Annotated in this window: 12 protein-coding genes; 2 read left to right on the top strand and 10 right to left on the bottom strand. The window is 55.4% G+C overall.

Features of this window, described 5'->3' with window-relative positions:
* Positions 1-3 precede the first annotated feature (3 nt).
* Positions 4-1,560, top strand: a complete 1,557-nt coding sequence (locus tag WC184_09985; protein MFA7478204.1) for a long-chain-fatty-acid--CoA ligase — start codon at positions 4-6, stop codon at positions 1,558-1,560.
* A 61-nt stretch (positions 1,561-1,621) separates the two neighbouring features.
* Here the strand turns inward: WC184_09985 and WC184_09980 are convergent, their stop codons facing one another.
* The 9 genes from WC184_09980 to WC184_09940 form a co-directional block, all read right to left on the bottom strand.
* Entirely contained in the window at positions 1,622-2,596 is a 975-nt protein-coding gene (locus WC184_09980; GenBank protein ID MFA7478203.1) for a glycine betaine ABC transporter substrate-binding protein, read from the bottom strand.
* A 61-nt stretch (positions 2,597-2,657) separates the two neighbouring features.
* On the bottom strand, positions 2,658-3,383 hold the full coding sequence (locus WC184_09975; GenBank protein MFA7478202.1) for an ABC transporter permease: 726 nt from the start codon (positions 3,381-3,383) through the stop codon (positions 2,658-2,660).
* Complete coding sequence (locus tag WC184_09970) at positions 3,380-4,609, bottom strand: ATP-binding cassette domain-containing protein (protein ID MFA7478201.1); 1,230 nt, start codon at positions 4,607-4,609, stop codon at positions 3,380-3,382. Before WC184_09970 ends, WC184_09975 begins: the two co-directional genes overlap by 4 nt.
* Complete coding sequence (locus WC184_09965) at positions 4,606-5,295, bottom strand: ABC transporter permease (GenBank protein MFA7478200.1); 690 nt, start codon at positions 5,293-5,295, stop codon at positions 4,606-4,608. Before WC184_09965 ends, WC184_09970 begins: the two co-directional genes overlap by 4 nt.
* Positions 5,296-5,539: 244 nt before the next feature.
* A complete protein-coding gene (locus WC184_09960; GenBank protein ID MFA7478199.1) occupies positions 5,540-7,354 on the bottom strand; it encodes an ABC transporter ATP-binding protein in 1,815 nt (604 codons plus the stop codon).
* Between the two features lie 7 nt (positions 7,355-7,361).
* A complete protein-coding gene (cysK, locus tag WC184_09955; GenBank protein ID MFA7478198.1) occupies positions 7,362-8,288 on the bottom strand; it encodes a cysteine synthase A in 927 nt (308 codons plus the stop codon).
* Entirely contained in the window at positions 8,288-8,905 is a 618-nt protein-coding gene (epsC, locus tag WC184_09950) for a serine O-acetyltransferase EpsC (protein ID MFA7478197.1), read from the bottom strand. Before epsC ends, cysK begins: the two co-directional genes overlap by 1 nt.
* A gap of 22 nt (positions 8,906-8,927) precedes the next feature.
* Positions 8,928-9,380, bottom strand: a complete 453-nt coding sequence (locus WC184_09945; protein ID MFA7478196.1) for a universal stress protein — start codon at positions 9,378-9,380, stop codon at positions 8,928-8,930.
* Positions 9,381-9,390: 10 nt separating this feature from the next.
* On the bottom strand, positions 9,391-11,091 hold the full coding sequence (locus WC184_09940) for a chloride channel protein (GenBank protein MFA7478195.1): 1,701 nt from the start codon (positions 11,089-11,091) through the stop codon (positions 9,391-9,393).
* Positions 11,092-11,118: 27 nt separating this feature from the next.
* On the opposite strand from WC184_09940, the gene WC184_09935 reads away from it, so the two are divergent.
* Positions 11,119-11,523, top strand: a complete 405-nt coding sequence (locus WC184_09935; protein MFA7478194.1) for a MarR family transcriptional regulator — start codon at positions 11,119-11,121, stop codon at positions 11,521-11,523.
* 61 nt (positions 11,524-11,584) lie between these two features.
* On the opposite strand, the gene WC184_09930 is transcribed toward WC184_09935, so the two are convergent.
* On the bottom strand, positions 11,585-13,348 hold the full coding sequence (locus tag WC184_09930; protein MFA7478193.1) for an ABC transporter substrate-binding protein: 1,764 nt from the start codon (positions 13,346-13,348) through the stop codon (positions 11,585-11,587).
* Between the last annotated feature and the right edge of the window lie 39 nt (positions 13,349-13,387).

The following is a 13,387-nucleotide window of genomic DNA, read 5'->3' as shown; positions in this document are numbered from 1 at the left end:
CCTATGCCACAGGCCATTCCAAGTTCGATCCGGCGCAACCACTGGATGAACCAGGTCGCCGTTCACGCCGAGATGAAGCCCGACGAGATGGCCTTCAAATATCTGGGCGAGATCACCACTTGGGGCACGTTCCATCTAAGGGTGCAACATTTCGCAGCGGCCCTAGCGCGGCGAGGCGTTAATTTCGGCGACCGGGTCATGCTCCTGACTCTGAATTCGACCGAAGTATTGGAAGCCGTGTTTGCGGTGAACACGCTTGGGGCCATGGCAGTGCCCCTCAATTTTCGCTTAACCCCGCCTGAGCTGGCGTTCATCATTAACGATGCTGATGCCGACATGATCATTGTCGATCCCATGTTGGCGCCTCTGGTGGCCGCGACCCAAGGCGTTACCGACCGGTTGAAGCAGGTCATCGTGCTTGGAGAAACTGCCGGGGAAGATCAAGAGGCGAGTGCTGGATTGATCGGCGAAAGCCTGGATTGTTTCGTAGCGCCTGACGTGCCGGAATCTACGCCAGCTTTGATTATGTACACCTCTGGCACAACCGGAGCACCCAAAGGTGCCATGCTCGACCACATCAATATCTTTAGCCAGGCCACAACCATGGTCCGTATCAATGGTGATCATCCTGATGACATTGCCTTTGTGACGGCACCGTTCTTCCACATCGCCGGTCTTGGCTCGATGGCCACGTCATTTCTATTGGGAATACCGTCGGTCATCCACCCGCTGGGTGCTTTTAATGCTTTAGAAACTATCAAAGCCTGGGAGGCCGAACGGGCAACCGTTGTTTTCAACGTGCCTACGCAATGGCAGGCCATTGTGGCCGAACCGTATCTAGCTGAGGCCGACCTGGCGCTTAGAATAATTGCCTGGGGTGCTGCTCCCGCCTCTGAGACTCTTTTACGGCAAATGGCGGAATCGTTCCCCGATGCCACCAACGTGGCAGTGTTCGGCCAAACCGAAATGAGCCCGGTCACGTGTGCTTTATCGGGCGAAGATTCTCTTCGTAAGCTTGGAAGTGTAGGCAAGCCGATACCGACCATGATGTATCGCATCGTGGATAGCGAAATGAACGATGTGCCCGTAGGTGAGGTGGGCGAGATTGTGTATCTCGGACCGAACCTGATGCAAGGTTATTGGCGCCGGGAAGAAGCAACCGCTGAAGCTTTTGCGGGGGGCTGGTTCCATTCTGGTGACCTGGTGCGCCAAGATGATGAAGGTTTCGTCTGGATTGTGGACCGGGCCAAAGACATGATCATCTCGGGCGGTGAAAATGTGTATTGTGCCGAGGTTGAAAATGCTTTGTTTGCTCATCCTGCAATTGCTGACGTAGCGGTCTATGGCCGAGCCGATGAGAAATGGGGTGAAATTCCTGTGGCGGCAGTGGTTCTTAACGAGGGCGCAGAGCTCACCCTCACCGAACTGCAGGAATGGATGGAAGGTCGCCTCGCTCGGTTCAAGCAACCAAAAGACCTGGTCTTCTACGATGAGCTCCCCCGGAATGCGGGCGGCAAGGTGGTTAAAGGCGACCTGCGGGCCAAGACCACACCCGCATAGTGGCCAAAAAAGAAGCCGGCCAAGAACGCTAGAAAAGCGTTTACTTGGCCAGCTTACAGCTTTAGATTAAGCCTTCGCCCTCAAGGTAAGCCTTGACGACTTCACCCAGGCTCTTGCCTTCCACGTCGACTTGACGGTTCAGCTCGGCCATGGTGTCAGCTTCGAGATTGTTGAGAATCTTCTCGGCCATCTCGGTCAGCGCTTCGGGCGCTTGGTCATACACGGCTTCAGTGATCGTGAACGACAAGTTGTACACAATGAAGGTACCTTCATCGTCGACCACGGTTAGGTTCAGCTCGGGAATACGGCCGTCAGTAGTAAAGATCTCACCGAAGGCACATTCACCCTTAGCGGTTTCGTTGTAGATAATTCCAGAGTCCATGATCTGACGTTGGTTCTGGGGAATCGAGAAACCAGTGAAGTTCTCAAATAGCACCAAACCGTCGGCACGGTCAGGGAACTCAGGCTCCATGCAGGCCTCAGCCTCGGGATTGTTCTCGAGGTACTCGGCCATCTGCGTGAGAGTGAAAGCCCCACCATTCTCATCGGTCAGGTCGGGTCCGGTCGCAAAACCATAGGTGTTGTTGAAGGCCGAACGTCCGAGCCAGTGGATGGAGTTTTTCTCAAGGTCCTCATCAGCAGTGACCTGATAAAGTTCGTCAGGATCATTGCTTGGATCATCGTGGCCCAAGTGGTTGGTCCAGCCGGTGCCGTTGTATTCGGGATAACCCTGAATCTCATTGGCTAATAGGGCATCACGGTTCACGTTGGTGCCACCAAGGTTGATCCGGCGGGTCACGTTACCACCACCAGCTTCAATGCCTTGAGCGAACATTTCAGCGACCAGCTGGTTCTCGGTGAAGTCTTTCGAACCGATGGTGATGTTTACAGCTGAGAGGTCAAGCGACGCGAATTCGCCACTGCTTTCCTCGCCGTTGTCAGCGTCGTTGTCATCGTCGCTGCTACAAGCGGCCAGAACTAGCGCCAAGCCCGCTAAGGCCGCCACTAGTTTGATGAATCTAGATTGTTTTCGCATTATTTCTCCTTGATTTGGGAATTTGGGGCGCGTTGAATCGCACCCATGGATAAGCGGGAACTCAGAGACCTTTGGGTCGCAATGTTCGTTCCGCGACCGCGGCGACCCAGTCGAGTGTTAGGGCCAAGAGGGCGGTGATGGAAGCACCGGTGAAGGTCACCAGGGTTCGTGCGTTCTTCAGACCCGAGTTGATAGTGTCACCCAGACCACCACCGTTGGTGAACGTTGCCAGGGCGGCCATACCCACGTTGATCACCAAGGCGGTGCGGACACCGGCCAGAATCACCGGAACGGCCAAAGGCAGCTCAATCTCTAACAGAATTCGCCATCGGGGCAAACCCATGCCACGGGCTGATTCAATGACCTCGGCCGAGACTTGATCTAAGCCCACCATGGTGTTGCGCAGTACCGGCAGAATCGTGAAGATGACCAGGGCAATGATGGCTGTTCGGGCGCCACGGCCTTGCCACATATAAAGAATGACGAACAGACCGTAGGCAGGTAGCGCTTGGCCAGCGTTGGCCACTGAGAGCACCACACCACTGGCCCAACGCATGGCCGGGCGGGTGAGGATAACTCCTAGTGGAATCGCAATGATCAAGACCCAAAATGTGGACCACCCGGTTAGAGCCAGATGCTCTTTGATCTGGGGAAAGAGCTTGTTGTCCCATGACAAAGCGGACTGATCACTGAAGTTCTTCTCGGCCCCGGCCACATACCACGCCAGTAGCGCCGCCGTGAGAGCCAGGCCAAACGGTGCCAGGATCAGGCCACGAGAAAGCTTCATTTGACCACCGGGACTTCGCCCGTCAGGTTCTGGTAAAATTCACGCGCTTCGGCCTGCATACGATGAATGACACCGGTAATGGTCTCAATATCTAAACAGCCCTGGTAGCGACCCCGGCCATCTACCACCAAGAGAGTGCCGTGGCTGGACTGGATCATTTCTTCCAACGCGTCACGCAAGGTGGCCTGGGGCTCGACCGTGGCACGTACCGGTCGGCCAAGGCTTGGCAAATCGGCGGGAGTGTTGGCACGTAACAGGTCACGTCGTTGTAGCCAACGCACGGGACGATCGTTTTGGTCGACCAGCACCAACCATTTTTCCGGGCTCGCATCGATGGCGATTAAGGCATCCTCGATCGAGGTATCTGGGCCCATGGTGGGATAATGAGCAAGCGTTACGTCGCGAACCCGTTCAAAGTTGAGACCCTTGAGAGTGGAGCCTGAACCCAGGAAATCATCTACGAAATCGTCGATCGGGTGGGCCAGAATACGCTGTGGCGTATCGTATTGAGCGATCTGCGAACGCTCTTTCAAAATCACGATTCGGTCACCCATTTTTATGGCTTCGTCGATGTCGTGAGTCACGAAAATAATCGATTTGTGAAGCTCGGATTGCAGCCTCAGGAACTCATTTTGCAGACGATCACGAGTAATGGGGTCAATAGCACCGAAAGGTTCGTCCATCAGCATCACAGGTGGGTCAGCGCCAAGAGCACGGGCGACTCCAACTCGCTGGGCTTGACCGCCGGAAAGCTCTTTGGGGTACCGATCGCGGTAGATGGTTGGATCCAGACCTACCAGATCTAGCAGCTCATCAACCCGAGCATTGATGTCAGGTTTCTTCCAACCTAAGAGGCGGGGCACGGTCGCCACATTTTCGCCAATGGTGCGGTGAGGAAATAGTCCAACTTTTTGAATAACGTAACCAATGTTACGTCGCAGCTGGTCGGGGTTGACCGAGGTCACGTCTTCGCCATCGAAGATAATGCGCCCACCGGTCGGCTCGATTATGCGGTTGATCAGGCGCAAAGTCGTGCTCTTTCCACATCCGGAAGGTCCGACGAGCACCGTGATTTCGCCCCGAGCAAAATTTAAGGTGAGGTCATCCACGGCGGGCACGGTGGTGCCTGGATAACGCATGGAAAGACCCTCAAGAGAAATAACCGGGTCGGTAATATCGGCTGGTTTGCCAGGAAGCTCAAAGTTCCCGTTCGCTGTGTCGTTCATCGTTTTCTGATTCCGGGAGAGGTTGTGAAGTGGCGAATAATGCCAAAGATGGCATCGAAGACGAGTGCTAAGACCATGACCAAAACGGTGCCGGTCCACACTTGTTCTACCGAGTAGCCGAGCGGATATGCAGAAAGCCCTTTCTTAATAAATTCACCGAGACCGCCGCCGCCAACGAGGGTGGCGATAGCGGCGATTCCCGAGGTCAACAGAATCGATACCCGAACCCCGGTGCTGATCACAGGCCAGGCCAGAGGCAATTCGATTCGGGTTAACACTGCTGCCTTAGACATGCCGACCCCTCGGGCCGACTCAGCAATGGCACCGTCAACACCTTCAAGCCCGGCCACCGTGTTGCGCATGATTGGCAACAGGGCGTACATGACCAGTGCAATGCGTGCGGGCGCGGTGCCCAAGCCTACCAACGGAATGAAAAGGGTAAACAGGGCCAGGGAGGGAATAGTGAGAAATATTGATGCAATACCCAAAAGCGGAGCTCGTAACACCTTTACACGGTGCGCGAGTACGCCGAGGGCCACCGCTAGTACGGTAGCGATAATGACTGATTGGAGAACCAAGCTTGCGTGTTCAAGGGTGTGTTGGCGTACGTCATCGAAGTGAAGCACCGTGACATAGCGCCACCAAGAACCCACTCCTTCAGCCAGCGAGGCGAAAAGTAGGTTCATATTGTCACCGTTTCTGGCACGTTTAGTCTTGGGTCTGGCATATCTCCTTCTCGGTACTACGACGTTCGAAGCACCGAATCTGAGCGACACTGCCGACCTCCCCGCGGCTAGCAGCGCGTGGCCTACTGCACCACCTGCTCTAGGTTCCTAACACACAAAAATCCAGAAGAACCCTATGTTCCAGCGTGACACATATGGGCGAAAGGATGTCGAATTTAAGGCAAAAAGATGCCATGAGCTGGGTCTATAGTGGCATCGCCTGTTGGTGCTCGCCGGTTTGCACGCGCCACAGCGCAGCGTAGAGGCCGCCTTGATCTAACAGCTCTTCATGCGTTCCTGACTCGATCACACGCCCAGCTTCCATCACGTGAATGCGATGGGCATTCCGTACCGTTGAGAGCCGGTGCGCGATGACTATGGTGGTTCGCCCTTGTGAAACCCGTTCCATCGAACGTTGAATGGCAGCCTCGGTTTCGTTGTCGACCGCTGAGGTTGCTTCGTCGAGTACCAAGATGGCTGGATCACGAAGAATAGCTCGAGCAATGGTCAGCCGTTGACGCTGACCCCCTGAGAGTTTTTGGCCTCGTTCGCCCACAACGGTGTCATAGCCATGAGGCATGGCCTCAATGAACTCTGCCGCTTCTGCCAGAGCTGCGGCGGTGCGTACCTCGGCGTCGGTGGCATCGGGACGGCCGTACGTCAAGTTCTCACGTACGGTGCCGTGGAACAAGAACACATCTTGCGAAACGAACCCCATGGCCCCACGTAGCGAGCGAAACGTGAGCTGGTCAATCGGCACGCCATCGACCGAAAGGGTGCCGCCCGTGGTGTCATACAAGCGCAATAAGAGCTTGACCACTGTAGATTTCCCGGCACCGGTGGCCCCCACGATGGCGTGAGTCTCACCAGCGGGAATATTGATGTTTACGCCCTTTAGAACCTCTTCGCCAGTGGCATAGGCAAAGCGCACGTCATCGAAGCAAACCGCACCGGCCACTGGGTTGGCGAGTTCTTGGGTACCGGCCTCAATTTTTGGTTCGGCTTCTAACAAACCAAAAATTCTTCGACACGAAGCCATGGCCCGTTGGTAAAGGTCGAGGGTTTCACCCAGGTCGGTGAGTGGCCACAACAGGCGCTGAGTCATATAGACCAGCACGGAAAATAGGCCCACCGCCAAATCGCCGCGCAACGTGGCCCGACCACCCACAATCAAGGTCATGGTGAATCCGGCTAAGACCGCGGTTCGGATTAAAGGGCGGAAAGCTGTGGAGAGCCGGATGGCGTCTTTGTTGACCGACTTGTAGTTTGACGATGCTGCGTCAACCCGAGCCACCTCGCGATCCTCAGCGCTGAAGGCCTTAATGGTGGCAATACCACCAATTCCATTGGTCAGCGTGTCGCCAATATTGCCCGCCGCTTCACGTACCTTGGCGTAGCGGGCCTCTAAACGTTGCTGGTAAAACAGCGAACCGGCCACGATAACGGGAATGGGTATAAATGCCAGCGCCATCAGCAACGGTGAAATAACAGCAAAGGTGATGCCCACCAGCACCACGTTCGAAGCCGTAATGATGATTTTGTGCGGACCCATGTCCAAAAATCGTTCAAGCTGATTGACGTCGTCATTCAAAACTGTCATTAGGCCGCCCGAGGTTTGGTCCTCGAAATAGGCCACCTCAAGGTTTTGTACATGCCGATAAGCATCCATGCGGGCGTCGTGTTCCAAGGCTTGAGCTAAGTTTCGCCAGGTCACGACGGCTAGATACTCGGTCGCCGATTCCGCCAACCAAATGAGTACGGTCAGGATGACCAAAATGGTGAGCTGTTCATAGCGATCGCTGACGTTGAACATGCGGCCAATGAATGACTGCTCGGTGTTCACCACGACATCGACCGCTGCCCCAATTAATAGCTCGGGGGCGATGTCGCACACCTTGTTGATGAACGACATGAGGGTGGCGAAGATGAGGTGGCTTCGACGGCCCTTGGCGTAGCGCCACAGCTCGCGCAGCGGCGGCTTGGTGGATAAAGGAATAGTGGATTGAGCGCTGTCGGGCATGGGCCTCTTAGGTGGTGGGGTCAAACAGGTTGGTGCTTAGATACCGTTCTCCGGTGTCAGGCAACACTGCGACCACCAATTTGTTTGCGAACTCCGCACGAGAAGCAACTTCGGTGGCTGCAGCTAGCGCGGCGCCAGATGAGATACCTGCCAAGATACCTTCACTTGTGGCCAAGAGGCGTGCTGCCTCGGCCGCTGCTCGCGCCTCGACTCGGATCACCTCGTTGTAAATGTTGGTGTCAAGCACCCTCGGTACAAAGCCTGCCCCTAATCCTTGGATGGGGTGCGGTGCCGGGGCCCCACCAGAAAGCACCGGCGAATCGCTGGGCTCGACGGCAACGATCCAGATATCAGGATTGTGTCTGCGAAGTGCGATGCCAGCACCAGTCACGGTACCTCCGGTGCCAACGCCCGAGATTAAGGCCGCGATCTCACCGTTGGTATCGTTCCAAAGTTCTTCACCAGTTGTACGTTCGTGTATGTCAGCATTGGCCGGGTTCTCGAATTGTTGTGGCATGAACCAGCCATTTGCATCAACCAGCTCTAGCGCCTTGGCAATGGCGCCATTCATACCTTGCTCTTTGGGAGTCAACACCAGCTCGGCACCATAAGCGACCAAGAGTTGGCGGCGTTCAATGCTCATCGAATCGGGCATCACCAGCACCGCTTTGTAACCCTTGGCAGCGGCTACCATGGCCAAGCCAATGCCGGTGTTACCGCTGGTGGGTTCAACAATGGTGCCCCCAGGGGGGAGCTCGCCGCTTCGCTCGGCGGCCTCAATCATGGCTAGGGCGATACGGTCTTTAACGCTGCCGCCAGGGTTGAAGCTTTCAAGCTTGACCGCGATGCGTCCTTCAACCTTGGTGTTGTAGCGGTGCAGCTCGACTAGCGGGGTCTTGCCGATCAGGTCTAAAACGCTGTTGTGCAAAGCCATTAAAGGCCTCCCATCTCGTGGTTTTCGAGCCAAGACGGCTCGAGGAATTGTTGATCGTGGTCAGGCTCCTGTCGTACTCCATCGACAATTAGCGCCTGTCCCTTAGTGCCCACCACTACTGAATTAGCCGGGATGTCTTCAATGACCAAAGCATGGGGCCCAATCCGGGTATTGTCGCCGACCGTGACGGGCCCCAGGATGGATGCCCCCACCCCAATTGTCACGTTGTTACCAATAGTTGGGTGCCGTTTAGCGCCTTTCTCGTCGCTCCACCATCCATGGCCGCCGAGTGTGACGTTGTGGTACATCATTACGTCATCGCCAATTTGTGCGGTCTCGCCAATGACCACTCCGTCACCATGATCAATAAAGAACCGCCGCCCAATCACAGCGCCGGGATGAATTTCAATGCCAGTTATTAAGCGCAGGGCTTGGGAAAGTAAGCGTGGTAGAAAAGGTATCCCGCTTCGCCATAGGAAATGAGCGACCCGATGGCTCGCCAGCGCCCAGATACCGGGATACAACATGGTTTCTAAGGTGGCCACTCCATGCAACGCCGGATCTTTTTGAATTGCGACCCGTATCGTTTCGGGTGCCGCGCGCTTGAGCCATCTCATGGAACCACTCTAGGCGCTTGGGCTATGACTTGAGTTCCCACTCGCTTGGCACCGTAACCACTGGCCGTGGTGAATGGTGGGTGAGCTTAAAGGTGGTCGAACCCAACAATCGGTCAGTGAACGCGCCTCGTCCTCGGGCCCCAAGCACGAGCAGGTCGACCTCGTTTTGTTCAGCGGCACGCAACAGCCCGGTAACAGCGCTTTCTGCTTCGACCATCACGCACTCGTAGGGGATGCCCAGATCACGAACTCGGGCTGTCCATTCACCATGCAAAAGCTCGGTCAATGAATCTTGCCATTGCCGGAAGCTCTCGGTTGGTACCTCTTGCATTAGCTCTGGGTCCCACGTGACCACATACACCACAAAAAGTTCGGCTCCCGTTTGTGCGGCATGGTTCGAAGCCCAAGTGAGGGCCTTCATGCTGTCTTCTGAGCCGTCGATGCCTACCAAAATCTTTTCGATCATTGCAACCATGTGAAGCTCCTTATTCACGCCGTTCTAAAGAGAATCGTTGTGCATGTATTTTCAGTAAGTCGGTTCTAGTACAGATGCCTATCAGTTTGTCTTCGGTCGTGACGGGCAGATGCTCAATTCCTTCGTCCAAGATGGTCTGTAGCGCTGTCAGTGCGGTGTCGTTTGGTGAGGCCGTAACCACGTCGTGGCTAGCGATCTCAGTGATGGGTGTCTCGAGAGGTAAGTCGGTGCTGAGCAAGTCGGAGCGGCTCAGCATGCCAATCAATTTATCGTTTTCAACGATTGGATAAGCGCCATGTCCGTGGTGGCGAAAGGTGTCGCGAGCTTCGGTAATGGTGCAGGTAGGGCTAAGTGTTTCAACTTTGGTGGTCATCAGTCGTGACACCAAAGTCGTGCGAAATAAGTCAGCTTCGTAATCTCGGCCAACAGAAATACCCCGCTTGGCTAATTTGTCGGTCATAATGCTGTCGCGATTGGCAGTGTTATAAACCAAGTCGGCTAAAACGGTGGCAATCATTAGCGGTAAAATTACTTGGTAATCTTGGGTCAGTTCGAAGACGAAAATTATTGAGGCCAAGGTCGCTCGCGATGCAGCACCAAAGGTGGCTGCCATGGCTACCACGGCAAAGGCCCCAAGCGAGACATCGGGCCCTGGCAAGGCAAAGTTCAAGCCTGCTCCAGCCAGAGAGCCAAACGATGCGCTGACCAGCAGAATGGGGGCCAAGGTACCGCCAGAGGTGCCAGACCCTAACGCCAGCCACCATGCCACCAACTTGGCGGCTCCGATGACCAACACGAACTGTAGAGATTGGTTTCCGCTGATGACCTCGGCGATTACGTCGTAGCCGACGGTAAAAATCTTGGGAACGAACATCCCGATAAGGCCGAAGCCTATAGCGCCAATCGCCGGGTGCCAGAAGCTTGAAATGGGGAGCCGTTCATAGAGATTCTCAACCGCAAAGAGGCCCCGGGTAATGATGGTTGCGATTAGGCCACAGATGATGCCGAGCAGAGCAAAAGCCGGCAGTGCCTCGAGGCCCAGATAGTCATGGGTAGGAATTGCAAATAGAGGTTCGGGCCCAAAGACCAAAGCGTGGGTCCCAGCGGCCACCGCTGAGGCTAGAACCAGTGGAATGATGGCGCGAATCGAGAATTCGAAGAGGAGAAGTTCAATGGCCAGCACCACGGCTGCCAGCGGGGCTCCAAAGGTGGCCGACATTCCAGCCGCGGCACCGGCGGCCAGCAATATTTTTCGCTCCGATGGTGAGACTGGAACGACTTGCCCCAACAGCGAACCAAGCGATCCGCCGGTTACGATGATGGGGCCTTCAGCGCCAAAGGGTGCGCCCGAACCGATGGCGATGGCCGCGGAGATTGGTTTTGCTATAGCTGTTCTGGGGGCGATCTTGCTTTGCTTAGTGAGAATGGCCTCCATGGTTTCCGGTATGCCATGGCCTTTGATGACCGGTGCCCATTTTGCGAGCAAAGAAATCACCAGGCCGGCCAACGTGGCAATTATCAGCACTTGCCAGTTGAACCGTTCGTAGCGCAGCGGTATCGATGAGAAGCTAAAACTGCTTATAAAGGTGACGTTCGTAATAGCGTTGATCAGGTGGAACAGCACCCAGGCGGCCAGGCCGCCGGCAATACCCAACAAAACGCCGAAAATACTGAGGAGTCCTAAACGATGATTAGTGGTAAGTTGCGGCATTGTTTAGAAATTATATCGTGACACGATATGTCTCAACGTGAGCTGACAACTAAAGACTATGAACGCCTTCTAGAGTTTCGCGATGGTCTGCGGCGCTTTATGCATTGGAGTGAAAGACAAGCCCGCGATGTAGGCCTAACCCCAGCTCAGCATCAACTCCTGCTTGCAATTCGCGGCCATGATGCCGCGCCATCGGTGGGCGAGGTGGCCGAACATTTGATGCTGCGGCACCACAGTGCGGTCGAGCTGGTGGATAGGGCTGAAGCCGCTGGATTGGTATTGCGGGAACCTGATGAAGACGACCATCGGGTGATTCGTCTGCACCTAAGCGAACGCGGCCAAGGGCTATTGGCCGAGCTTTCGAGCTTGCACATGGAGGAACTTTCTCGCTTGCGTGGGAGCTTAGAGAACCTGTGGCAGGGTTTGGCTTAGGCCAAAAAAGAATGAGCGGCCCACCATTGGCGGGCCGCTCATGTGGTTATCGGCTTAGGTGCTAGTTGGCCAGAAAGAGTTGATGAGTGCGGATAATGGCACTGGGGTTGCCGTTGCCGCGCTCGCCAGAAGGTAGCGTCCAGTCATCAATGCCACGAATGTTGTTCACGTATCCAATGGCAGTTGCGGTAGGCGAAACCCAAAGTACAGGCACTTGCTCACTGGTGATGATTCCAATCTTTTCCACCGCCGCGTAACGTTCGGTGAAGTCGGCACTTGTCTTCAAAGTGTGCAGCGCCTCGTCGATTTCAGGGTCCACGTAATTGAACACGTTGCCCGGCGTGGTGGCTATTGGGCCGAAATAGGTTTGGAGGCTGGTGATCGGGTCGCCAGTACCGCCTCCGGTTCGCCAGCAGTTGATCATGTAGTTGCCCTTAAATGGGGGTTCCTGATCAGCGCTGCCGACGGCGTTCTCAATGTGTGGACCTTGTTCAACCTGGTTGAGCTTGGTGTTGACATTGATCTCGGCCCAAAAACCCTGTTGTAGCTGAGCGACCTGCAACAGGCTTGGATCGGGGGGACAGTTGTATTCCACATCGATCGGATCGCCTGGGTTTCGGCCGTCGGAACGGTTGGGGTCAGCGCGGTACTCTTCGATCAGTTCTTTCGCGCCCTCAACGTTACGAGTGCCATCGGTCGGGTAGGCGTCGGCCACTTTAGAGGAGTACCAAGGACTGTCGGGTGAGAAAAAACCGCTTGAGGGGTTAACTAAGCCATCATCACCCAAGACTTCTTGAACGGTATAACTGTCGGTGGCCATGACTAGGGCCTTACGAACGCGTACGTCGTCGACTGGCGGCACCAGCATGTTAAAGATGGCGGTGTTGGATTCATTGCCCGCATAGAGCAGCACATCGATGTTGCCTGTCCGCTCTAGTTCCTGGGTGGCTTTGATGGCGCTACCGCGAAGGGTTTGGGTCATCTGGACCGAGCCAGCAGCCAAGCTTTGCACCCGGCTGTCTTCATCTGGGATTGGCCGGAAAATGACCTCATCAAGGTAGGGGAGCTGATCGCCGTTGGCAGCAGTGAACCAGTAGTTCTCGTTACGCTTGGTCACCATGCGGTCATCGCGTCGCCATTCAACGACCTCAAAAGGCCCAGTGCCGACCGGATGACTGCCGAATCCATCGGGGTTCGCCTCGTAGGCTTCCTTCGACACGGGCCAACCAATTTGGCCCCGCAGAAGGTCGGGGAAGGCGGCGTTGGTTTCACTCAGGTGATACACCACCGTTAGATCATCAACGATGTCCATCCCGGTGACACCCGCGATCTGCAGGGTGCCAAAAGTTTGGCGAGAATCGTTGTTGTGAAGAGTGTCAAAGTTCCACTTCACCACCTCGGCGTTTAGATCGCTGCCATCGTGAAACTTAATGTCGGGGCGTAGCTTTAGGGTCCACTCGGTGAGGTCATCGTTGGGCTCTAGCGATTCAGCCAAGAAACCTTCGAAGTCACCTTCAGCATTGATGGAGACGAGGGGATCGTAAATTGCCAAAGCCACCGTCGTTCCCGAGGAGGCGAAGTTGCCTTCTCCAGGCGTCCACGTGTTGGATTCGGCTTCCATGCCAATGGTTATCGAACCGCCGTAGTTCGCTTCATCAGTGGTTGCGGGCGGTTCGTCGGGTTCTTCACTCTCAGCCTGGGTGGTTTCAGTAGTCGAGGATGCGGAATCTCCCGAATCTGAATCGCTGCCGCAGGCCGCAGCGAAGATGCCGAGTGCGGCCAGCAGCGCTAATACTCGCCACCAGGCGCCACGCTTAGACGTCATATAGCTCTCCGTAGGTAAATTAGTGTCCGATGTCACATA

This window comes from Acidimicrobiia bacterium (genome assembly GCA_041676705.1).
Taxonomy (GTDB): Bacteria; Actinomycetota; Acidimicrobiia; order Acidimicrobiales; family SKKL01; genus Actinomarinicola.
Note: the sequence above shows the minus strand (reverse complement) of the source record. Positions and strands in the feature narration are given on the sequence as shown.